This is a genomic window from Tolumonas auensis DSM 9187 (genome assembly GCF_000023065.1).
Lineage (GTDB): Bacteria > Pseudomonadota > Gammaproteobacteria > Enterobacterales > Aeromonadaceae > Tolumonas > Tolumonas auensis.
The window spans coordinates 298,632-321,054 of sequence record NC_012691.1 but is presented as its reverse complement, the minus strand read 5'-3'; the positions used below and the strand labels follow the sequence as shown (position 1 = coordinate 321,054).

19 protein-coding genes are annotated in these 22,423 nt (G+C 50.2%); 6 read left to right on the top strand and 13 right to left on the bottom strand.

Going from position 1 to position 22,423, the window contains the following annotated elements; genetic code table 11:
* Positions 1-7 precede the first annotated feature (7 nt).
* Together TOLA_RS01495 and TOLA_RS01490 are read right to left on the bottom strand one after the other, a co-directional pair.
* Positions 8-1,156, bottom strand: a complete 1,149-nt coding sequence (locus tag TOLA_RS01495; RefSeq protein WP_012728513.1) for a mannitol-1-phosphate 5-dehydrogenase — start codon at positions 1,154-1,156, stop codon at positions 8-10.
* Between the two features lie 57 nt (positions 1,157-1,213).
* The gene (locus TOLA_RS01490; RefSeq protein ID WP_012728512.1) at positions 1,214-3,133 is read right to left on the bottom strand and encodes a PTS mannitol transporter subunit IICBA; all 1,920 of its coding nucleotides are present in this window, start codon (positions 3,131-3,133) and stop codon (positions 1,214-1,216) included.
* Between the two features lie 441 nt (positions 3,134-3,574).
* Here TOLA_RS01490 and TOLA_RS01485 point away from each other — a divergent pair, with 441 nt between their 5' ends.
* On the top strand, positions 3,575-5,248 hold the full coding sequence (locus TOLA_RS01485) for a GGDEF domain-containing protein (protein WP_012728511.1): 1,674 nt from the start codon (positions 3,575-3,577) through the stop codon (positions 5,246-5,248).
* 68 nt (positions 5,249-5,316) lie between these two features.
* Here TOLA_RS01485 and pgi read toward each other — a convergent pair whose 3' ends face one another.
* Both pgi and ilvY read right to left on the bottom strand, forming a co-directional pair.
* Complete coding sequence (gene pgi, locus TOLA_RS01480; RefSeq protein WP_012728510.1) at positions 5,317-6,966, bottom strand: glucose-6-phosphate isomerase; 1,650 nt, start codon at positions 6,964-6,966, stop codon at positions 5,317-5,319.
* A 139-nt stretch (positions 6,967-7,105) separates the two neighbouring features.
* Positions 7,106-7,984, bottom strand: coding sequence for an HTH-type transcriptional activator IlvY (gene ilvY, locus TOLA_RS01475; RefSeq protein WP_012728509.1), 879 nt, complete (start codon positions 7,982-7,984; stop codon positions 7,106-7,108).
* 152 nt (positions 7,985-8,136) lie between these two features.
* Between ilvY and ilvC the strand changes: the two genes are divergently transcribed.
* The 4 genes from ilvC (at position 8,137) to TOLA_RS01455 (ending at position 13,297) form a co-directional block, all read left to right on the top strand.
* Positions 8,137-9,621, top strand: coding sequence for a ketol-acid reductoisomerase (ilvC, locus tag TOLA_RS01470; protein ID WP_012728508.1), 1,485 nt, complete (start codon positions 8,137-8,139; stop codon positions 9,619-9,621).
* Between the two features lie 157 nt (positions 9,622-9,778).
* Positions 9,779-11,080 carry a PqiA/YebS family transporter subunit gene (locus TOLA_RS01465; protein WP_012728507.1) on the top strand — a complete coding sequence of 434 codons (1,302 nt, stop codon included), beginning with the start codon at positions 9,779-9,781 and terminating at the stop codon, positions 11,078-11,080.
* Complete coding sequence (gene pqiB / locus TOLA_RS01460; RefSeq protein WP_012728506.1) at positions 11,070-12,707, top strand: intermembrane transport protein PqiB; 1,638 nt, start codon at positions 11,070-11,072, stop codon at positions 12,705-12,707. The genes TOLA_RS01465 and pqiB overlap by 11 nt, the downstream gene beginning before the upstream one ends.
* Positions 12,704-13,297, top strand: coding sequence for a PqiC family protein (locus tag TOLA_RS01455; protein ID WP_012728505.1), 594 nt, complete (start codon positions 12,704-12,706; stop codon positions 13,295-13,297). Before pqiB ends, TOLA_RS01455 begins: the two co-directional genes overlap by 4 nt.
* On the opposite strand, the gene TOLA_RS01450 is transcribed toward TOLA_RS01455, so the two are convergent.
* From TOLA_RS01450 to TOLA_RS01435, 4 genes are read right to left on the bottom strand one after another with little or no spacing between them, the layout of a single operon-like run.
* Positions 13,285-14,292 (bottom strand): NAD-dependent epimerase, encoded by a 1,008-nt coding sequence (locus tag TOLA_RS01450; protein ID WP_012728504.1) that lies wholly within the window; start codon positions 14,290-14,292, stop codon positions 13,285-13,287. The genes TOLA_RS01455 and TOLA_RS01450 overlap by 13 nt on opposite strands.
* A gap of 2 nt (positions 14,293-14,294) precedes the next feature.
* Positions 14,295-16,010, bottom strand: coding sequence for an ArnT family glycosyltransferase (locus TOLA_RS01445; RefSeq protein ID WP_012728503.1), 1,716 nt, complete (start codon positions 16,008-16,010; stop codon positions 14,295-14,297).
* A gap of 27 nt (positions 16,011-16,037) precedes the next feature.
* Complete coding sequence (locus TOLA_RS01440; protein WP_012728502.1) at positions 16,038-16,379, bottom strand: lipid-A-disaccharide synthase N-terminal domain-containing protein; 342 nt, start codon at positions 16,377-16,379, stop codon at positions 16,038-16,040.
* A complete protein-coding gene (locus tag TOLA_RS01435) occupies positions 16,369-17,145 on the bottom strand; it encodes a glycosyltransferase family 2 protein (RefSeq protein WP_012728501.1) in 777 nt (258 codons plus the stop codon). Before TOLA_RS01435 ends, TOLA_RS01440 begins: the two co-directional genes overlap by 11 nt.
* Before the next feature lie 204 nt (positions 17,146-17,349).
* Here TOLA_RS01435 and tcdA point away from each other — a divergent pair, with 204 nt between their 5' ends.
* Entirely contained in the window at positions 17,350-18,129 is a 780-nt protein-coding gene (gene tcdA, locus TOLA_RS01430) for a tRNA cyclic N6-threonylcarbamoyladenosine(37) synthase TcdA (protein ID WP_012728500.1), read from the top strand.
* 64 nt (positions 18,130-18,193) lie between these two features.
* Here the strand turns inward: tcdA and TOLA_RS01425 are convergent, their stop codons facing one another.
* The 5 genes from TOLA_RS01425 to TOLA_RS01405 all read right to left on the bottom strand — a co-directional run bounded on the left by TOLA_RS01425 (position 18,194) and on the right by TOLA_RS01405 (position 22,337).
* Positions 18,194-18,871: an EAL domain-containing protein gene (locus tag TOLA_RS01425; protein WP_012728499.1), complete on the bottom strand. Its 678-nt coding sequence runs from the start codon at positions 18,869-18,871 to the stop codon at positions 18,194-18,196.
* A gap of 77 nt (positions 18,872-18,948) precedes the next feature.
* A complete protein-coding gene (locus TOLA_RS01420; RefSeq protein ID WP_012728498.1) occupies positions 18,949-19,407 on the bottom strand; it encodes a SufE family protein in 459 nt (152 codons plus the stop codon).
* Complete coding sequence (locus TOLA_RS01415) at positions 19,400-20,626, bottom strand: aminotransferase class V-fold PLP-dependent enzyme (protein ID WP_012728497.1); 1,227 nt, start codon at positions 20,624-20,626, stop codon at positions 19,400-19,402. Before TOLA_RS01415 ends, TOLA_RS01420 begins: the two co-directional genes overlap by 8 nt.
* Before the next feature lie 109 nt (positions 20,627-20,735).
* Positions 20,736-21,854 carry a TAXI family TRAP transporter solute-binding subunit gene (locus TOLA_RS01410; RefSeq protein ID WP_012728496.1) on the bottom strand — a complete coding sequence of 373 codons (1,119 nt, stop codon included), beginning with the start codon at positions 21,852-21,854 and terminating at the stop codon, positions 20,736-20,738.
* 42 nt (positions 21,855-21,896) lie between these two features.
* Entirely contained in the window at positions 21,897-22,337 is a 441-nt protein-coding gene (locus tag TOLA_RS01405) for a hypothetical protein (protein ID WP_041609441.1), read from the bottom strand.
* Between the last annotated feature and the right edge of the window lie 86 nt (positions 22,338-22,423).

The window sequence follows — 22,423 nt, the reverse complement described above, 5'->3', positions numbered from 1 at the left end:
TTCATCACTATGCCATGCGCTGATATTCAGCCACAATGGTAGCCACACAAGGCTCATCCGCCTTCAGGCCAGTAGCGCGTAATAACGCAGCCTCGACACCATCCTGCTCGATCCAGCCCTGTAACTCTACAGCCTGAGGATCGTCTGCATTACGGTAATGCAATGCTGCCGCAATACCTTTCAGCAACGCATCATTCGGTAAACCATACTCCAGCGTACCCAGCAATGGTTTAGTCAAACGATCTTCCGCGCCCAGTTTACGCAGTGGCTGACGACCAACCCGGTCAATTTCGTCAACCAGATAAGGGTTCGCAAAACGGGTCAGGATCTTCTCGATATAAGCGTGATGTAACTGACGATCAAACCCATAACGTTTCACCAGCACTTCGCCGCTCTGCTGCATCGCCTGACGCACCGCCTGCTGGATTTCTTCATCGGCAATCGCTTCACGGATGGTTTTATAGCCCGCCAGTTTACCTAAGTATGCGGTCACAATATGACCGGTATTCAGCGTAAACAGTTTCCGCTCCACATAGGCAATCAGATTATCCGTCAGTTCCATTCCCTGTACCGGCGGAATATCACCTCTGAACTGATTTTTATCGACAATCCACTCACTGAAACTTTCCACCGTTACCGCTAACGGATCTTCATCGTTAGCCGCTGCCGGAGGAACGATACGGTCTACTGCCGAATCAACAAAACCAACATACTCTTCCAGCTGTGCATGATACTGAGCTGGTAATTCAGCTAATACCGCCTGTTTCAGCTGACTGGTACCACGTACCATATTTTCACAGGCAATGATATTCACCGGGGCATAGTTGCCCTGTTCAAAACGCAACTGCAGGCCACGCGCAATAGTCGCAGCAATTTTCGCCAGCACCTGCGGTCCAACCGCAGTAGTAATGATGTCGGCTTTAATAATCTGATTGATCACGTCATCGCTGTTCGCCTGAACGGCGGCAATATGACGGATAACGTCGGTATGCTGGTTGTCTCCCACCACACGTACGTGATATTCCTGAGAATGATTCAGCTGATCAACCAGCTGAGTGTTGGCATCCGCAAATGTTACTTCTGCATCTGACTCTGCCAGTAATTTACCAATAAAACCACGACCAATATTTCCAGCGCCAAAATGTAATGCTTTCATCTTTTATTACTCCTTTGATCCGAGGGAAAGAAGGCCACCGGAGTGGCCTTCCAGCTATCACGCTGCGCGTTGACCGCTAAGCAGTTCCAGTACGAACTTCACATCCGTGGTGGTTGCCAGACGCTCAATCAGCGATGGATCATCCAGAGTGCAGGTCAGGTTGTTGATCACTTGCAGATGTTCATCATTACGGGCTGCAATACCAATTACCAGACGCGCCACTTCATCTTTTTCCGGACCAAACTGCACACCCGCAGGGTATTGGCAGATAACGATACCGGTTTTCTTCACTTTATCTTTTGATTCAATAGTGCCATGCGGAACAGCGATTGATTCACCCAGATAAGTTGATACCAGTTTTTCACGTTCTAACATCGCATCGATATATTCAGGTTCAACACAGCCATTAGCCACCAGCATTTCACCTGCTTTACGAATCGCCTCTTCCTTATTGCTGGCTTTCAGACCCAGGCAGATGTGCTCTTTACCTAAGGTGAACAATGCCGGGCTCAGGTTCTCGCCACGATAAACGTCATCGTTAGCGGCTACCGCCTTTGGGCGACGGCCTTCGCCAGCCTCCTGTAAGCGAGCAATCAGATTGTCATACAGCTGATTGTCCAGGAAGTTGTTCAGCGAAATGTGCTGAGCATTTGGCGCATGACGTTTTGCACGGTCAGTCAGGTCACGATGCGTGATCACGATGTCCGCTTTTTCATCCAGATTATTGATCGCCTGGTTTACCACAGTAATTGGCAGACCCGCTTTTTCAATTTTCTTGCGCAGCAGGCTCGCACCCATTGCACTTGAACCCATACCAGCGTCACAAGCTACAACGATGTGTTTTGCAGTCAGCGGAGAGTGACCATCGTCATTGGCAGCAGAAGAAGCAGCAACATTACCTTGCTTCATGCTTTTCATTTTACGGGTAGCGCCTTCAAGGTCATCGCTAGTAGTGTTAGTCGCTTGTTGGCGAACGAACACAGAAGCTACCAGGAATGAAACTGCAGTTGCGGCTGTTACTGAGCACAGAATACCCAGAATAGAATCTTTTGGTGTCATCAGCAGCACAGCGAAGATAGAACCTGGTGATGCAGGAGATACCAGACCCGCGTTGAACAGAGTCAGAGTGAACACGCCAGTCATACCACCAGCGATAACAGCCAGGATCAGACGTGGGTTCATCAGTACGTATGGGAAGTAAATTTCGTGAATACCACCCAGGAAGTGGATGATAGACGCACCGGCAGCTGATTGTTTCGCGTTACCACGACCAAACATCATGTATGCCAACAGGATACCGAAACCTGGACCCGGGTTAGCTTCAATCAGGAAGAAGATGGACTTGCCATGCTCGGTTGCCTGCTGAATACCCAGTGGGGAGAAGATACCGTGGTTGATCGCGTTATTCAGGAACAGAATTTTCGCTGGTTCAACAAAGATAGAGGTCAGCGGTAACAGGCCATTTTCAACCAGGAAACCAACACCGGCAGCCAGAGCGGCAGACATACCTTTTACAAATGGGCCAATCAGGAAGAATGCAACGATTGCCAACAGCATACCGATGATACCGGCAGAGAAGTTGTTAACCAGCATTTCAAAACCGCTTTTGACTTTACCGTCAATCATGCGGTCGAAGCGTTTGATAGTCCAACCGCCCAGAGGGCCTGCCATCATCGCACCCATGAACATTGGGATATCAGTACCAACGATAACACCCATGGTGGTAACCGCACCTACTACCGCACCACGTTCACCACCTACCAGTTTACCGCCGGTATAACCGATCAGCAGTGGCAGCAGGTACATAATCATTGGACCAACCAGTTTGGCTAACGTTTCACTTGGCAGCCAGCCAGTTGGAATAAACAATGCCGTAATAAACCCCCACGCGATAAATGCGCCAATATTGGGCATAACCATGTTGGAGAGAAAACGGCCAAAATTCTGTATCTTGACCTTGGTATCTGGTGATAGCATAAAACACCCCGTTTGATGCCTGATTAATGATGGATTGCGGTAACGGATTTGCCGATCCGTGATTTGTTGTCTCATTAATAAATCTACCACTTTCTGCGGTAATCGGTTTGAGAACGGGGAGTTTTGTGAAGCACATCAATTATTCACTGTGCACACCCCTCTTTTGGTGTGACTACGATCACACAAAATGAGCGGTGAATCGGTGATTTTGTAATCTCCGACCGTCCAACCACCCCATTTTTGTGACAAGCATCACCTTTTGCCTCTGCAACACCCATTCCATCCAGGTGATCAAGATCACAAATAGAACAAAAATACTCAAACGAGACAAAAAGTAAATTTTTGACATCCATTCACGTTATTTTCAACGGATACCTACACTATTAATAAGGGAATGCAGGCATTCTCTTTTTATTGAATCCGTACAATATGTACCGCTCCATGGAAAAGGATATTCAGATAGCGGGTTTCCGGTGGATAGTATTTCTGTTTATTTTTTGTTTTATCAACCCATTAGCTGCTGCGGAGCATGTAGTCGTTCAGCTGAAATGGGTCAATCAATTTCAGTTCGCCGGCTACTATGCCGCTCTCGAAAAGGGCTTTTATAAAGCGGCGGGATTCGATGTCGAATTACGGCCTAACGGCTATGACGGCGCTTTTGTTTCGCCTGTCGATGCCGTGGTCAGTGGTAAAGCACAATATGGTATTTCCAACTCCGGGTTGGTACTCGATTATCTGAATGGCAAACCAGTCGTTGCACTTGCCGCCACACTGCAGCATTCGGCGGTCAGCTGGATTGTGCTGGAGAAGTCCGGGATCAGAAATATTCACGATATGGCGAATAAACGACTGATGACCGTTTTCCCCCTGAGTGAAAGCCTGGAATTACTGGAACCATTCCGGGCAGAAGGCATTGCGCCGGAAAAACTTAATCTGATACAAACTGTTTTTGACCTGCAACCACTCATCGACGGTAAAGTCGATGCTTATGATGGTTATGTCACCAATGAACCCTTTCTGCTGGAACAAAAAGGGATTGCCTACCGCCTGATCGATCCACGAACCTATGGTATTGATTTCTACGGTGATGTGTTATTTACCTCGCAGAATGAGCTTCGGGATCACCCGGAACGGGTTGCTGCATTCCGCAAAGCCAGCATGGATGGCTGGCGCTACGCCATGGCGCATCCTGAAGAAATCACCGATCTCATCCTGAACAAATACGCGCCACAGAAAACGCGTGAGCATCTGCGCTATGAGGCCAAAGCAATGTGGGATCTGATGCAGCCGGAGATCATTGAAATCGGCCATATGAACCCGGGGCGCTGGTTGCATATTGCAGAGGTGATGGTTGAGCATAAACGGCTTATTGACGATAAAGCGCTTAATTCGTTTATCTATAACGAAGAAGATTATCAGCCTGATTTGTTACGTTATCTGCGCATCGCGACAATAGCTTCCATCATTGCCTTGCTACTGGCGGGTATCGCGACCTGGATTTACCGCATCAATCGCCGTCTGACCCGGGAAATCGCAGCAAGAGAAGCGGCGGAACAGCAACTGCGTCGCTTATCCGAAACCGATGCCTTAACGGGTCTGGCTAACCGGCGGGCCTTTGACCAGCAACTACACAAAGAATTTCAGCGTTTTCTGCGCTACCGTCATACCTTCAGCATCGTAATGATCGATATCGACTTGTTTAAACGCATCAATGATACCTACGGCCATCCGGCGGGTGATCATGTACTAACGGAGTTTGCCTGGCGTTTACGCGACCACATCCGTAAAACGGATATTCTGGCCCGGATCGGTGGCGAGGAATTCGCCATCATGCTGCCGGAAACCTATCCGTGGGAAGCCAAAAAAAGAACCCTGTTGTTGCAACAGATTATAAGCAAGACGCCTTTTAAGCTGTCAGACACAACTGATACGCCGGTAATGATTACGGCCAGTTTTGGTATTTCATCTGTGGCCGAGAATGATCTGATTGCGGATGCGGCATTAATCCGGGCAGATACCGCATTATACGAAGCGAAAAACAATGGCCGTAATCAGGTCATATTGTTTAATGCTGATCGTAAGCCCGTGTTAGTCGCCGACAAAACCACTGCCTGATTATTGGATAACCATTAAAAAAAAAGCCCCTTTTACAAGGGGCTTGGCGGATAAGCGAGAAATTGTATTTACGCTTTCCACGCTTTCCAGGTGTTGATCAGACCATTGGTAGAGCTGTCATGGCTGGTCACAGCTGCATCTGAATTCAGCTCAGGCAGGATCTTGTTCGCCAGTTGCTTACCCAGTTCAACACCCCATTGGTCAAAGCTGAAGATATTCCAGATGATACCTTGTACGAAGATTTTGTGTTCGTACATGGCAATCAGAGCACCCAGCGTTTGTGGCGTCATCTGTTTAAACAGAATGGAGTTGGTTGGACGGTTACCTTCAAATACTTTGAATGGCACCAGATCTTTAACCTGTTCCAGTGTTTTGCCTGCCGCCAGGAATTCAGCTTCAACCGCTTCTTTAGACTTACCAAATGCCAGCGCTTCGGTCTGGGCAAAGAAGTTCGCCAGCAGTTTAGGGTGATGATCACCGATTGGGTTGTGAGTGATCGCCGGAGCCAGGAAGTCACAAGGGATCAGTTTAGTTCCCTGATGCATCAGCTGATAGAACGCGTGCTGACCGTTAGTGCCTGGTTCGCCCCAAATGATTGGGCCAGTCTGGTAATCCACTTTGTTGCCGTTACGGTCAACATATTTACCGTTGGATTCCATGTTGCCCTGCTGGAAGTAAGCAGCAAAACGGTGCATGTACTGGTCATACGGCAGGATAGCTTCAGATTCAGCTTCGTAGAAATTGTTGTACCACAGGCCGATCAGGGCCAGCAGAACCGGAATGTTTTGTTCATAACTGGTGGTGGCGAAATGGGTATCCATCTCAAACGCGCCTTCCAGCAGTGCTTCGAAGTTTTCAAAGCCCAGTGACAGTGCGATTGGCATACCAATCGCAGACCAGGAAGAGTAACGACCACCAACCCAGTCCCAGAACTCGAACATGTTGGCAGTGTCGATACCAAATTCAGCCACGGCTTTGGTGTTGGTAGACAGCGCGGCGAAATGTTTTGCTACATGAGCCTGATCACCAGCGATATTCACAAACCAGTCACGCGCAGACAGCGCATTGGTCATGGTTTCCTGAGTGGTGAAGGTCTTGGATGCAACCAGGAACAGTGTGGTTTCCGGATCAACATTTTTCAGTGTTTCTGCGATATGAGTACCATCGACGTTGGAAACGAAGTGCATCTGCAGATGATTTTTGAACGGACGCAGCGCTTCAGTGATCATCACCGGGCCTAAATCAGAACCACCGATACCGATGTTCACTACGTGCTGGATCGCTTTACCGGTATAACCTTTCCATTCACCGGAAATAACGCTGTCACAGAAAGCTTTGATTTTAGCCAGTACCGCATTCACTTCCGGCATAACGTCTTTGCCGTCAACCATCACAGGACGGTTTGAACGGTTACGCAATGCAGTGTGCAGAACAGCACGGCCTTCAGTGTGATTAATCTTCTCACCATTGAACATGGCATCAATAGCAGAGCGCAGATCCACTTCGTGAGCCAGATCGATCAACAGATCCAGTGTTTCGTCAGTGATCAGGTTTTTGGAGTAATCCACCAGAATATTGTCTTTGTAGGTGGTGGAAAACTTGTCAAAACGAGCAGGGTCTGCAGCAAACAATTCACTCAGCTGGCGATCTTTATTCGCAGCGAAATGTGTTTCCAGCGCTTTCCACGCTTTGGTCTGGGTAGGATTGATGTTTTTCATCGTGTCACTTTTCCTGAGTCGATTAATAAACTTTTATTGTCTGCACATACGTCTCACAGAGCCCCCACAACGTATGCACAGTGCCGATGATTCAGACCGCAGTTTACACCTTTTTGTATGGATTTGCTGCAACCGGCGATCATTGCTGAACCATCTGCCAGAAGGCCTGCAGCAAGGGCTCTTCGAGTCTTCGTTTGAGCACACAAAAGCCAACCTCGAAGGGTTTGAGTGCCGGCACCGGCTGGATCACCCGTACCTGAGAGCCAAATGTACTATGTTCAATCACCGCTTCCGGTACCAGACCAATGCCACAATCCAGCGTTACCATGCTGACAATTGCTTCATTACCTGCCACTTCCGCATAGATGTTCGGGCTGATACCTTTATTACGAAACCACTGGTCACAACGTTTCCGGGCCAACCCCTGCTGCGATACGATCAACGGCACCTGTGACCAGTCGGGTTCGCCGTCTTTCAGCCACTGACTGACATTGGTGCTGTTTCGGGGGGCAATAAAGACCAAAGGCACCTGTTGTAACAAACAATATTGTAACCGTGCCGGCAACGCATCCGGCCGGGCAGCAATCGCAATGTCCGTTTCTTCCTGCAGCACTTTGTCTACCGCCAGTGCCGCATCGCCGGTTTCGAGTTTCAGTTCCAGCTGCGGATAACGATGACGAAAGCGCCCCAGCACTTCCGGTAACAGAAAATAGCTAGCGGTAACCGAACAAAAGACGCGGATCCGCCCCTGCAATGCTTCACGTGGATGACGTAAATCATCACGCAAATCCTGCCATTCCTGCAACCAGCGCTCGGCGAAAGTAAGTAAACGACGCCCTTCGGCAGTTAATACGACACTGCGGTTATCGCGTTCAAACAACGCACAGCCCGTTTCCTGCTCCAGCCGTTGCATCGTCCGGCTTAACGTGGAAGGACTAACCGCCATCTGGTTGGCAGTATTGGCAAAATGCAGCGTGTGCGCCAAATGCGCAAATAACGATAAGGTACGGAAATCCATGAGTCACTCCACGTTGCAAAAAACGCAATATTTAGTTCTAAATATATCATTTCCAGCAATGTCATTGCTCGTTTATAGTAGTGCAGTTTTCGGACTCTGACCGTTATCAGACCCTATACAGCAATCTCAATTTCAGCATGGAGCTATTCCAGATGGCTAACTACTTCAATACCCTGAACCTGCGTCAGCAGTTAGAACAATTAGGCAAATGTCGTTTCATGAACCGTGACGAATTCGCCAGCGAATGCGATTTCCTGAAAGGCAAAAAAGTCGTGATCGTGGGCTGTGGCGCACAAGGCCTGAACCAGGGTCTGAACATGCGTGACTCAGGTTTAGACGTTTCCTACGCACTGCGCGCAGAAGCTATCGCTGAAAAACGTAAATCATTCAAACAAGCCTCTGAAAACGGCTTCACTGTCGGCACTTACGAAGACCTGATCCCAACTGCGGATCTGGTAGTAAACCTGACGCCGGACAAACAGCACACCAGCGTTGTTAAAGCAGTTATGCCGCTGATGAAAGACGGCGCTGCGCTGGGTTACTCTCACGGTTTCAACATCGTGGAAGAAGGCACTCAGATCCGTAAAGACATCACTGTTGTGATGGTTGCGCCAAAATGCCCGGGCACTGAAGTTCGTGAAGAATACAAACGTGGTTTCGGTGTTCCAACACTGATCGCTGTTCACCCGGAAAACGATCCAAAAGGTGACGGTCTGGCAATTGCTAAAGCATGGGCTGCGGCAACTGGTGGTCACCGTGCCGGTGTTCTGCAGTCTTCTTTCGTTGCGGAAGTTAAGTCTGACCTGATGGGCGAACAGACTATTCTGTGCGGTATGCTGCAGGCTGGTTCTATCCTGTGCTACGAAAAAATGATCGCTGACGGTATCGATGCTGGTTATGCGGGCAAACTGATCCAGTTCGGTTGGGAAACCATCACCGAAGCCCTGAAACAGGGTGGCATCACTGCCATGATGGATCGTCTGTCTAACCCGGCTAAACTGCGTGCATTCGAACTGGCAGAAGAGATGCGTGTACTGATGCGTCCACTGTTCCGTAAACACCAGGACGACATCATCTCTGGCGCGTTCTCCAGCGGCATGATGGCTGACTGGGCAAACAACGATGCGGATCTGTTCAGATGGCGTGAAGAAACCGGTGCTTCTGCATTCGAAAATGCACCAGCATTCGACGGCGCGATTGCAGAACAGGAATACTTCGACAACGGTATCCTGATGGTTGCCATGGTAAAAGCGGGTGTTGAACTGGCGTTCGAAACCATGACCGAATCAGGCATCATTGCTGAATCTGCTTACTACGAATCACTGCACGAACTGCCGCTGATCGCAAACACCATCGCGCGTAAGCGTCTGTACGAAATGAACGTGGTTATCTCTGACACCGCTGAATACGGTAACTACCTGTTTGCTAACGCAGCAGTACCATTGCTGAAAGCGCACATCATGCCGAAAGTGGGCACTGACGTGATTGGTAAAACCCTGTCTGTAAAAGACAACGGTGTTGATAACGTAACGCTGGTTCAGGTGAACGAAATCATCCGTAACCATCCAATCGAGCAGGTTGGTAAAGTACTGCGCGGTTACATGAAAGACATGAAACGTATTGCAGTTGGTGGTTAATCGTTCCTGATTAATACCCTGTAAATACAAAAGCCCGTTCAGTAATGAGCGGGCTTTGTTCTTGATACGCTTTTTCATTCACATCCATTCCAGCCAGACCCCGCCCGCGCTACACTGTAATAGTATTTTTTCATTCCGGAATTATTCCCTGTCCTCCATGAAACGCCATCGTCGCAGTACCTATGTTCGCTCTGCCGTACAATATACTGCCTGCCATGAATGTGACTGGCTGATGGTGGTACCGCCATTGCAGCCCGGTGAACAAGCCGTGTGCCCACGCTGTGAACACAAGCTCCGTAGCCTGCCGGCAGAGGCACGCCTGCAGCCGATGGTTTACAGTATCGCGGCACTGATCATGCTGCTGTGCAGCAATCTGTTTCCGTTTCTCGGCATGATGGTCAAAGGCATGCATCAGGATATGACGCTGTATCAGACCGCAACCACGTTGCTGGAAGAACAGCATCCGGCGCTGGCGCTGACGGTCTATCTGTTTATGCAGATCCTGCCCGCCATTTGTCTGTTACTGATTTGTCTTATTTATTCCCGCCTCGGCCAGTGGCGCGGTAAACGCTTACGTAAACGCTATACCTTGTGGCTGTTCCGGCTGATCCCCTGGTGCATGGTGGAAGTATTTTTGATCGGTGTACTGGTCAGTCTGATAAAAATAGCCTCATTGGCCGATATTGAACTCGGCTACAGTTTCTGGGCCTATGTGCTGTTTTCCCTGACTATGCTGAAAGCGTTTAGTGCCATTGATCGCGACTGGCTGTGGTGGCAACAAAGCGGTCCGGTACATTTGCGTACCCCACCTGCGCCCCGCGGCAGAGCCATTGACCAGAACTTAACGCTTTGTCATGCCTGCCACGGATTGGTATCACTCAAAACGCATCGCTGCCCACGCTGTCAGAGCGTATTACATGCCCGTAAACCACACAGCCTGCAATGGACTTTGGCGTTATTGTTTACCGCCGCGATCCTTTATATTCCGGCCAATATCCTTCCCATCATGGTGACGGAAAGCTTTGGCCAGCAAACCTACTCCACCATCCTTGGTGGTGTGGTGTTATTGTGGGACATGGGCTCTTATCCGGTAGCGCTGATTATTTTTATCGCCAGCGTTCTGGTTCCGATGGTGAAAATGCTCGCCATCAGCTGGTTATGCTGGAGTGTCTATGTGAAACGACTGCATCACCGCCGCGGACGTACCCGTCTCTACCGGCTGACCGAATTTATCGGTCGCTGGTCGATGGTCGACGTGTTTGTGGTGGCCATCCTGGTCGCGCTGATCCGCATGGGTAAACTGATGTCAGTTTATCCGGGATCCGCCGCACTGGCCTTTGCTGGCGTGGTAGTATTGACCATGTTATCAGCCATGAGCTTTGACCCGCGACTGCTGTGGGATACCGAACCCGATACCGTTCAACCAGTAACAGAAGGTAAATCAGACCGTGCCGAATAATTACGCCAGAATCAAAAAGTTACAACGTTTATCCCCGATCTGGCTGATCCCGATTGTCGCCGCCTGTATTGGCTTATGGATGGTCGTAACCACTATCAATAGTCAGGGACCATTGATCACGCTGGAAATGGATAATGCGGAAGGCCTTGAACCGGGCAAAACGCCGATCAAAGCCCGCAGTGTTGAAATCGGTAAAGTACAGACGGTACGTCTTGGTAACGATCTGAAGCATGTCATTGTCACTGCGCAGATGAATGTCGAAGCCGAGCCATTATTACGTGAGGATACCCGTTTCTGGGTAGTAAAACCGCGCGTGGGTAAGAGTGGGATCTCCGGACTCAATACACTGTTATCCGGTTCCTATCTGGAATTGCAGCCCGGCAAAAGCAAAGAGCATAAGCTGGAATTTACGGTGCTTGATACCCCGCCGGTGACACCAACTAACGCGCCCGGATTACGGATCGAGCTCAGCAGCGAACAGGACAGTGCCTTATCGATCGGAGATCCGGTGTTATATCGTGGCTTTACGGTTGGTCGGGTGGAACAGGCAGAGTTTAAATCCGACTCGCGGCAGATGAGCTACCAGCTGTTTATTCAGGCACCATATGATGCACTGGTCACCAGTAATACCCGTTTCTGGCTCAACCGCGGCATTCAGTTACAGGCCGCGACCGATGGCATCAAGATCAAAACCGGAACACTGGAAACCATCCTCTCCGGTGGTGTCAGTTTCAGCGTGCCACCTGGCTGGGAACTGGGTCAGCCGGTAAAAGGCTACCGTTCCTTTAATCTTTATGCCGATGAGGACAGCAGTACCATCCGTCGCTATCAGGATAAGGTTGATTACATATTACTCTTCGATGAATCAGTTCGCGGACTGAACCCCGGAGCCCCGGTCGAATATCGCGGTATTCAGGTGGGGAGTGTGCTGGCTGTACCATTCTCTGTGCCGGGTAATGACCTGCTGACCGCCCGCTCCCGCCAGATCCCGGTATTGATCCGTATTGAGCCGGGCCGCATCCGTGGTGATATGGATAAAGATCAGTTACCTAACTGGGAGAAAGAGTTTACCACCGCAGTCAGACAGGGCTTACGCGCTTCTCTGCGCTCGGGTAACCTGCTGACCGGCGCGCTGTATGTTGATCTCAATTTTTATCCTGATTTACCGAAAACAACCGGACTGGGTGAACTGGCCAATTACCGGACCTTACCCACTGCTTCGGGCGGACTGGCGCGAATCGAACAGCAGGTGGTGCAATTGCTGAACAAACTGAACCAGCTGGATATTGAACAAGTGCTGACAAACGCCCAGACCATGCTGACCGAAACCGAGGCGGCGATGGCGAACGTCAGACAAGTCAGTGCCAGCATGGATAAGATTGCCAATCAGCAAAGCAGTCAGGAGCTGCCGGCAGAACTGAAGAGAACGCTGGCTGAGATGCAGCAGACCCTTAAGGGCTTGTCCGCCAGCTCACCTGCTTATGGTGAACTGAATCGTTCGATTCAATCCCTGAACCGGGTCTTACGCGAAGTGCAGCCAATGGCGCGGACACTGAATGAAAAGCCGAATGCACTGCTGTTCCAGCCAGACACTGCTACCGATCCTGAACCGAGGAAAGCCAAATGATGATGCCGCGATATGTACTTGTTGTCCTGTTATTGTGCGGACTCTCAGCCTGCAGCACTGCCACGGCGCCACAATACTATGCCATTGCGTTACCGGATGAACAAAGCGGCACCTTATCTGCCAGCCAGCAGCCCGTGGTCGCCGTGAGTGATGTGGAGCTGGCGGATTATCTGAGCAGCATCGGTATCGTTTATCAGCAGGATGACGTACAGCTGACCACCGCGAATCAGCATCGCTGGGCGGAAGCGCTGGATAAGCAACTGACCCGCGCCTTACTGCAAAACCTGAGACAGCAGTTACCGGACTGGCAGTGGCAGAATGGGCAAATGGCAGGACAAAATATCGCTCAGTTACAGGTCAAAATACGCGGCTTTCACGGTAAGGCCGATGGCCATGCCGTGATCAGTGGTGAATGGGTGCTGAACACGGGAAAACAACAATACAGCGGACAATTCCAGCAATTGTATCCGCTGACAGCTGATGGCTATCCGGCCCTGGTGCGCGAGCTGCGCACTGGCTGGCAACAAACCACCAGCCAGTTGGCAATGCAGCTGAAACCCTTACTGCAGAATGCGGCTCACAGCGAATAAAATGATTTATACCAGCTGACAAAACGAGCCAGACCGCTGGCAAGTGGGGTCTGTGGTTTAAAACCAATCACGGTTTCCAGTGCTGAAGTATCCGCACTGGTTTCCAGCACATCACCCGGTTGCAGTGGCAATAAATTCATCTGAGCCGGAATGCCTAACGCCTGTTCCAGTTCATGGATAAACGTTTTCAGCTCAACCGGCTGACTGTTGCCAATGTTATATACCCGATATGGTGCGGAACTTTCCGCCGGAGAACCGGTTTCTACCGTCCATTCCGCATTCGGCTGTGGGATCACCTCCGCCAGACGAATGATCGCTTCGGCAATATCATCAATAAACGTGAAATCCCGCTTCATCTCACCGAAGTTATACACGTCGATCGGCTGCCCGGCCAGAATCGCTTTGGTGAACTTAAACAGTGCCATATCCGGACGCCCCCACGGACCGTACACGGTAAAGAAACGCAATCCCGTGCAAGGTAACCCATACAGATGAGCATAACTGTGGCTCATCAGCTCATTGGCTTTTTTCGTCGCGGCATATAAAGAGACCGGATGATCGACACTGTCATTGACCGAGAACGGCGTTTTGCGGTTCAGTCCATACACCGAGCTGGAAGAAGCATATAACAGATGTTCAATCTTGTGCTGACGGCATCCTTCCAGAATATTCAGATGCCCGACCAGATTGGCATCGGCATACGCATGCGGATTATCCAGTGAATAACGCACACCGGCCTGCGCCCCCAGATGGATCACGCGCCGGAACTGTCCGTTAGTGAACAGATCGGCCATCAGCGTACGATCGGCCAGATCCCCTTTCACAAAATGGAAAGCAGGATGCGCTTGCAGTAACGCTAACCGGCTCAGTTTCAGATTAACATCGTAGTAATCATTCAGGTTGTCCAGACCGGTAACCTGATGCCCTGCCGCCAGTAGCCGTTCAGCAACATGAAAACCGATGAAACCAGCGGCACCAGTAACCAGATAATGCATACTCACTCTCCCACCAACAGCTTAGGTGCATAATAAAAAATGCCGGCACCTGAACTCTGCGCTGACTGACAGGCAGGTAATACTGCATCGGCCCGGAACAGGAACCAGTCATCACCATGACGCTGACCCAGCGCGATGCCTTTATCCGCAGCAAAACACGGACTCAGCTTGTCACCCGGACCTAGCACCCAGCGATGCGATGCAGCCTGCACCCATGCTGCCGCATCAGTAGGCTGCGGTTCATCGTCCTGCAGATAGGCAAAGTGATACACCGGCCGATCGGCAAACAACAGGAACTGCTCACGGAAATTAGTCAGTAATAATTCATCCTGCGGCGCTAAACGCTGCCCGGCCTGCTGCATGATCTGTTGCGGTGTCCGCAGATGATTCATCAGCGGATACGCCCAGAAACCATAATGCAGCCAGAGAATGGTTAATGTCGCCAGAATGGCTGATAACGGCTGGCGTCGTAGTAACCAGTTAGCGACTAGCCCTGTTGCGCCCAGTGATAATGCCAGCAGTACTGGCGAATCCATCTCGCCCAGTTTGGCAATCAACGCTGGTTTAAGCAGTAACACAAGACCGGCGCACAAAAACAAACCACTCAACAACCAGCCTAACCCTGCCAGCAGACGGGCAGGCCAGCGTCGGGTCAGTAATTCCGGTAACCAGTAGGCAACCAGCAGCGCCAGAACCGGGGTTGCCGGTGTGATATACACGCCCCGTTTCCCCGCAGAAGCAGAGAAAAACAGCAGGATTAGCAGCAGATAACCAACCAGCAGGATCACCGGGCGCTGTCCCAGTTTCACATCCCGTTTGGTTTGCCAGACCATCCAGGGCAGCAGCAATGACCATGGCAACCAAAACGAGGGAATGACATTCACCAGATAGAACCAGAACGGCTTGATGTGATGCCAGGCATTGGCATAACGGGTCACTGTCTGGCGAAATAAGATATTATCCCGGTACGCCAGAAATTCCGGTAACGGATGCTGCTGCACCACCAGTACCATGGGGATCACCCACAATGCACAGGCCAGCAACATAAACAGCGGACCCGCCAACCCCTTCAGCCACTGCGCTTTGGATGCCTGTTTTATCTGTTCGCGATGGGTCCAGAGGGCCGGAATTAACACCAGTGCCGCAATAATCCCGACGCCTTTCGTGATAATTCCCAGACCGGCGGCAAACCAGCCGAGGTAATACCAGCGCCAGCCACCACCGCACAGCAGAAACCGCAGAAACCCATAACCACCCAGCGTGATAAAGAAAGTCACCAGGGCGTCAATTTGCGCCTGTTTTGCCTGTACCGTGAATTGCACAGCAAACAGCAAAAACAAACCGGCACGGAACGCCGTTGCCCGATCCCAGATCCGGCGGGCAATATCATAAACTAAAGCGATGCACCCTAAACCAGCCAGCAAAGACGGCAGCAAAAAAGCAACCCGCAGTGAGCCGGTAATGAAATAACCCAGCGCAATGCCCCACATAAACATCGGTGGCTTATCCGGATAAATCTCGCCACCACGGAACGGGAACAGCCATTGCCCGGACTCCACCATCTGCTTCGCCACCAGAGCAAAACGCGGCTCATCCGCTGGCCAGGGATCGCGTAAACCAAGACCGGCACCCAATATCAGCAGCCCTAATCCCAGTAAAAATAATAAGTTGAGCCGGTCACTCTGCCAGCCCTGAAGCGCAAAACGATCAGTTATCATAAAGGATCCTGAAATGAGGCTTCGGTATTAATGCGAAGCCCTGTCACGGTGCCAGCCACGGTGCTTGATATCCAGCCAAAGGCTGTACAGCGCGGTAAATGCCGGGAAGAGATTCTGTAATACGCCGACAGAATCCTGTTTGGCAGAAAACAGAAAGTAACTGAGTGTCATCAGACTACCGCCGACACTCATGTACCAGAAGAGCCGCGGGATCACCGGCTTACCAGCCCGTTTCGAGGCCACAAACTGTACCAGCCAGCGGCCACCGAACATCAGTGCACCGGTATAGCCAATAATTTTCCAGCCAGTGATATGGACACCCGTCCACTCCAGCCAGGAGATCGGCAGATCCAGCCAATCAGCGCCCATTGAGGATCTCCTGGATCACAATACGTTTGGCCCGATGCTGTAACCAGCGGACACCGAACACATCAACCAATCCAACCCACAGACGATTCCAGACACCATAGTTAGAAACCCCGGCCATACGCGGACGATGATTCACCGGGTGTACCAGCATCTCGCCGCCCATACTCTGGATCAGCGCAGGCACATAACGATGCATATGATTGAATGCCGGCAGTTGCACATACCATTCACGACGAGTTGCTTTCAGACCACAGCCGGTGTCCGGAATACCATCTTTAAGCATCCAGTCTCGGAAACCATTGGCCAGTTTAGAAGAAAGACGTTTTATCCAGTCATCACGACGTGTCACCCGGTGACCAATGATGCCCACTTTTTTCGGATCAGAGGCATAGGCGGCCTGTAACGTTTTTAACATTCCCGGAATATCCGCCGGAACGTTCTGACCATCCGCATCCAATACCACCAGCCATTCACCGGCACCATGCCGGGCACCATTCAATACCGAAAAACTTTGCCCTACTGATTGCTGATGGCGGATCACTTTCAGTTTGCTGAATCCTTCATCACGAATTGATTTAAGGATATTGAAAGTATCATCGGTACTGCCGTCATCAACGTAGATCAATTCATAATCAAATTCATCATCCATCGCTGTACGGATTTCATTGATTAGCGGCCGGATGTTTTCTGCTTCATTTTTAGCAGGGATAACAACGGTAACTGCCGGTTGGTGTATTACCATTTCAACTTGTTCATCACAGATCATGATCGATTCCTGATACTTCTGGATATGTGCTCAAGCAACACATGAGACTGGTTGACTCTATTTTGCCTGATTAGTGACAATCACTAAATAGTGGTATTAGCTGCCACGTAACAAAAAGAACAAACCGCGAATGCCACAGAGAACCAGCTTAATATCCAAAGCTGATATAATCCTTAAATTCTCATACTGGTATGAACATTTAATATGCAGTCAGATTATTCCCAGCGTTTCGGTGGCATCGCCCGTCTATATGGTGAAAAAGCGTTGCAATGCTTTCAACAGAGCCATGTCTGTGTGATCGGTATTGGTGGTGTCGGCTCATGGGCTGCGGAAGCGCTGGCACGCTCGGGTATTGGCCAGTTAACATTAATCGATATGGATGACATCTGTGTGACCAACACGAACCGTCAGATCCATGCCTTGCAGGGGAATGTCGGCAAACTGAAAACCGAAGTGATGGCCGAACGTATTCGCCTGATCAACCCGGACTGCCAGATACACATCGTTGATGATTTTATCACTGAAGACAATCTGGCCGGATTCGTTGACGCACGTTTTGATTTTGTCGTCGATGCTATCGATAGTATCCGGGCAAAGGTTGCGTTGCTGGCTCACTGTAAACGTCAGAAGATCTCGCTGATCACAACCGGTGGCGCCGGTGGGCAGAAAGACCCGACACAAATTGCCATCACCGATCTTTCCAGAACAACACAGGATCCGCTGGCCGCAAAAGTCAGAGCCGATCTGCGGCGCAAATTTGGTTTTCCCCGCGATCCGAAGAAAAAATTTGGCATCCCATGTGTCTATTCTACCGAACAACTGACCTATCCGGATGGTGCCGGCGGAACCTGCAGCGCTAAAGCCAGCAGTGATGGCAATATGAAAATGGATTGTGCTTCCGGATTCGGCGCGACGACAGTCGTTACCGCGACTTTCGGCTTGACCGCAGTATCCTATGTTTTACAAAAATTAGCGGACAAATAAAAAACCCACAAAGACGTCCTGGTTGTCTTTGTGGGTTTTCTAATAAACGGCTGAATCAGACAGCTTATGCAGTCTGGTTCTGGTTCAGCAATACCATGTCAGCAAATATCTTGCCTTGCAGGAAGTCAATTCCCAGCTCGCGCAATGCTTCACGGTGCGTGTCATCATCAACACCGGCAGCCAACATTGGTACACAGTTACTTTCTGCAAATGAAATCCAGCGGGCCCATTGATCTTCCGGTACCTGACGGATGTCCATACGCAACATATCTACCGGCAGAGACATCGCAGTGATCTGCATCAATAATTTAACATCGAAACAGAAGCGCACACCACACTGCCGCAAGTCAGCAATAATTTCTGACAGGTTAAATTGCTTATTGCTGGTATCCAGTTGCATAACGTTGACCATTACCCAGCGGCTCGCACTCGGATCGGCCAGCATTAACAGTGCCTCAATAACGTTTTCTTCCTGCAGCGAATCAGCAAACAGGTTAATGCAGCAGCAACCGGTTAAATTGTGAGTTCGCAGTACTGGCTCTGCCATACGGCAAACTTCGAGATCCAGATTCTGACGTAAACCCATATGGTTCACGATTTTCATAAACATCGCCGGATCTTTATGCTGCTTATGCAACAACATCATCTCGTGACCATACAGCTCACCTTTCTGGCGAAAGATAGGCTGAGCCACAAATCTTAGCGATGCTTTATTTAGTACGGCAGGTAATCCGTCTAGCATGCGATTCCTCCACCTCGAATTATCAAGTAGTTATCCTAACTAACCGAGATCTCGATTAATGTGCTCCCGTAGCAATTTTATGCAAATGATGCGCAAAAATCACTCATTTTTTTCCATACAGCTTGTAAACCATTCGTTCTTGATAACGTTATATGCTGAGCAAACCCCAACTCGGCAAGATAGGATGCTACTTGGATCCTATGGATCTTGTCAGCTGTCTGATGATTAGCAGCAGCTAAAATTGTGATCAAGAGCGCTTTTACTATGCGGGACTCGCTATCTACGGCAAAATGATATTTTCCGGCATCGTCTCTACAGAGTAGCAGCCACACGCGACTCTCACAACCACCGACTTCATGATCCGGATGACGCCACAACTGTGGAACAGATGGTACCTGTTTTGCCAGCAATAATAACTGTCGGTAGCGTTCCTCCCAGCTGTTTGCATCGGCCAGCAATTGACGGACGTGGTTTTCATCTAATGCGGTTCCCGCCCCGACCGGAAAGTGCACAGTAAAATCAAACAACTCAGTCATGTAACAACTCCAGCGCCTGACGCAATGCCTGCAGGAAAGCATCAATCTCGGTTTCATTATTATAGACACCAAGCGAGATCCGCAAGGTTCCGGCCAATCCAAGGCTGTGCAGCAATGGCATCGCGCAATGATGTCCGCTGCGCACGGCGATCCCCTGTGCATCCAGTAACTGGCAGACATCATGATGATGTGCATGCGCCAACACCACAGACACCACGCCCTGACGGGCGGCCGGTTGTCCGACCAGCGATACCCCGTCTATTTGTTGTAAACCCTGCAGCAGGCGTTGCAACAACTGCTGCTGATACACTTCCGCCCCGGCCGCCAGTTGCTCGCACAGAAAATCCAGAGCGGCAGACAAACCTACTGCTTCGGCAATCGCCGGGGTTCCCGCTTCAAAGCGCAGTGGCGGCAGACTGAATTCACTCTCGGTAAAAGTGACTTTCCGAATCATTTCACCACCGAACTGCCAGGGTGGCAGTTGCGCCAATATCTCTTTGCGGCCGTACAACACGCCAATCCCGGTCGGGCCATAGACCTTATGACCGGAAAACGCATAAAAATCACAACCCAGCGCCTGTACATCCACGGGTGCGTGCGCCACCGCCTGTGCCCCGTCGATTAACGTCAGCGCCCCGGCCTGTTTGGCCAGACGAACGACGTCAGCCACCGGATTTACCGTCCCCAGTACATTAGATACATGCACTATGGCGACCATTCGGGTGTGTGTTGATAACATGGCCTGATAAGCCTGCATATCCAGTTCACCGCTTTCCAGCAATGGAATAATGCGTAACCGGGCTCCGGTCTGCCTGGCGACCTGCTGCCAGGTCACCAGATTGGCATGATGCTCCATCGCCGACAGCAGAATTTCATCACCTGCCTGCAGACTCTGCAGTCCCCAGGTTTGAGCCACCAGATTGATCGATTCCGTCGTCCCGCGGGTCCAGATGATCTCTTCACGGCGGCGGGCATGCAGAAAATCAGCCACGCGCTGACGTGCCTGTTCAAATTTTTGTGTCGCGCGGGAAGCCAGCGTATGCGCACTCCGGTGCACATTGGCGTTATCCGTACGATAAAAATCCAGCATGGCCTGCAAAACACACTCCGGCTTATGCGCCGTTGCAGCACTGTCGAGATAGACCAGCGGATAGCCATTGATCTGTTGCTGCAGGATCAGAAATTGCCCGCGCACCCGCTGCACATCAAAAGAGGTCATAGCATCAAATCACCTGTGTTCAAAGGCGGCTATGATAACGTAAAGCCGTGATAGCGTGATGTAAAAAAACCACCAGATAATCCGGTGGTTTCATTAATCCGGCGCTTTTTTACATGCACAATCCGATAGCCCGGTCTTCCATTGAACATGGGAAAGCAGGAGCATTACTGCTCGCGACCGGCTGAGTCACGCCTTGTGGCAAACAGGCTTCCAGAATCGGTTTGGTTACATCCGAATAACGCCATCCGGAGAGCAAAGACGGTAAACGTGGACGTTGTGGCGACCAGGCCAGTGCTTTCCATTTCTCATGACCATGCTCATAAAGCTTGTCGTAATTTTTACAGAGTGAACCGGCGAATTTTTTCACAAAATCATTCCGCTGCTTATCACGGAACTGGGCTGTTACCAGATAAGACTGCACCATCATGACCGGCATATGTTTCGGCAAAAACGGATAATTTTTCTGATCAGCAAATCCGATGCTGTAATCTTTCAGCAAGGCTTCGGTGGCATCATTTTTGATGTTGGAAGCCAGCAACTTGTAGTCTTTGCCCAGACGCTGTAACAGCGGCAATGGCTGTCCGCCGATAATCACCACGACATCCGCCTTGCGCTCTTCCGGACCCGCCTCCGGGTGCGCAAGATGCCAGAGCGCCGAACGGACATACTTCGTGCCCTCGTCCGAACCCACGACACCCTCTTCAATAAACGGTTCAACAACTACCGGCGCTTTACCAAACAGCTTGTAGTAGATATTTTTCGCCGTCAGATTAGCTCCGCTGCCATTCAGGCCGATAGCTAATCGTTTACCTTCAATATCCTGCAATTCCTGCATTGGTGAGTCTTTATGTACTACAAAATATATTTCTTCGTTATACAGCGGAGCGACCACACGCAGAGAATTCAGCAAGTCAGCTGCCCACTGTCTTACGGCTGGATCCGGATCATTTTTTTCAAGATTCACATATGTCTGATAGACATCAGATTGCACAATAGCAAAAGAAACACCGGTCGTTTTACTCAATGCCTTGATGTTATCGACCGCCCCTTTAGACTGCAGATTGCGCAGTTCCGGCATCGCATATTGCCGGAGATCTTCACCGATCCGGTAGTAGGTATCGCTCTGATTACCGGTAGTAATAGCATTGCTCAACTGTGCTGAAGCACCCGTGATATGGAGTGTCATCAGCAGACAGGCTCCTTTGACAATATACGAATTCACTTTCATGACATCATCCCTATGATTGTTTTCTGATTATCAATGTATGGTTTACTGGCAAAGCTCGGCTTCCCGATCTTCTGCTGAACAGACAATCTGCGCTTTTGAAGCTGAACGAGGCTCTTCTGCAATATGTTGAGTCGTTGCCGTTTCAGTCGTCTCAACAGTTACGTGAGTATCTGTTGCTGCCGGAACAGAATTCACCACCTTGGTTTCTGTTTTGACTACCTGTTCCACCGCAGGGGGGCTGGCTTTTGCCGGTACCTCAGCAACGGCAATCACCGGATGGGATGCGGTGGCGGCTGATTTTTCTGACGGAACATTTTGCGGACTGGCGGTATTAACAGCGGGGGATGAAGATGACAAAACGGAAAACAGTTTTTCCTGCGTCATATCCGGAAACAACAGTTTAATGGTCACCAGCGCACAAACTGCGACCAGCAGCAGAATGATGAATCCAATGATTCTCCAATCATACTGCGATGTTTTCATCTCTATTCCTGAATTCACATAAGCCATCGTATTTCACCTCCACAAGGTATCTTGCATTTGTTTTGTTATACTGCCCGCCCGATGCT

What these genes read in the sequence shown, in the direction of transcription:
- TOLA_RS01495 (WP_012728513.1), bottom strand. Translation starts at nt 1,156, where the DNA reads ATGAAAGCATTACATTTTGGCGCTGGAAATATTGGTCGTGGTTTTATT.
- TOLA_RS01490 (WP_012728512.1), bottom strand. Translation starts at nt 3,133, where the DNA reads ATGCTATCACCAGATACCAAGGTCAAGATACAGAATTTTGGCCGTTTT.
- TOLA_RS01485 (WP_012728511.1), top strand. Translation starts at nt 3,575, where the DNA reads ATGGAAAAGGATATTCAGATAGCGGGTTTCCGGTGGATAGTATTTCTG.
- pgi (WP_012728510.1), bottom strand. Translation starts at nt 6,966, where the DNA reads ATGAAAAACATCAATCCTACCCAGACCAAAGCGTGGAAAGCGCTGGAA.
- ilvY (WP_012728509.1), bottom strand. Translation starts at nt 7,984, where the DNA reads ATGGATTTCCGTACCTTATCGTTATTTGCGCATTTGGCGCACACGCTG.
- ilvC (WP_012728508.1), top strand. Translation starts at nt 8,137, where the DNA reads ATGGCTAACTACTTCAATACCCTGAACCTGCGTCAGCAGTTAGAACAA.
- TOLA_RS01465 (WP_012728507.1), top strand. Translation starts at nt 9,779, where the DNA reads ATGAAACGCCATCGTCGCAGTACCTATGTTCGCTCTGCCGTACAATAT.
- TOLA_RS01455 (WP_012728505.1), top strand. Translation starts at nt 12,704, where the DNA reads ATGATGATGCCGCGATATGTACTTGTTGTCCTGTTATTGTGCGGACTC.
- TOLA_RS01450 (WP_012728504.1), bottom strand. Translation starts at nt 14,292, where the DNA reads ATGCATTATCTGGTTACTGGTGCCGCTGGTTTCATCGGTTTTCATGTT.
- TOLA_RS01445 (WP_012728503.1), bottom strand. Translation starts at nt 16,010, where the DNA reads ATGATAACTGATCGTTTTGCGCTTCAGGGCTGGCAGAGTGACCGGCTC.
- TOLA_RS01440 (WP_012728502.1), bottom strand. Translation starts at nt 16,379, where the DNA reads ATGGGCGCTGATTGGCTGGATCTGCCGATCTCCTGGCTGGAGTGGACG.
- TOLA_RS01435 (WP_012728501.1), bottom strand. Translation starts at nt 17,145, where the DNA reads ATGATCTGTGATGAACAAGTTGAAATGGTAATACACCAACCGGCAGTT.
- tcdA (WP_012728500.1), top strand. Translation starts at nt 17,350, where the DNA reads ATGCAGTCAGATTATTCCCAGCGTTTCGGTGGCATCGCCCGTCTATAT.
- TOLA_RS01425 (WP_012728499.1), bottom strand. Translation starts at nt 18,871, where the DNA reads ATGCTAGACGGATTACCTGCCGTACTAAATAAAGCATCGCTAAGATTT.
- TOLA_RS01420 (WP_012728498.1), bottom strand. Translation starts at nt 19,407, where the DNA reads ATGACTGAGTTGTTTGATTTTACTGTGCACTTTCCGGTCGGGGCGGGA.
- TOLA_RS01415 (WP_012728497.1), bottom strand. Translation starts at nt 20,626, where the DNA reads ATGACCTCTTTTGATGTGCAGCGGGTGCGCGGGCAATTTCTGATCCTG.
- TOLA_RS01410 (WP_012728496.1), bottom strand. Translation starts at nt 21,854, where the DNA reads ATGAAAGTGAATTCGTATATTGTCAAAGGAGCCTGTCTGCTGATGACA.
- TOLA_RS01405 (WP_041609441.1), bottom strand. Translation starts at nt 22,337, where the DNA reads ATGAAAACATCGCAGTATGATTGGAGAATCATTGGATTCATCATTCTG.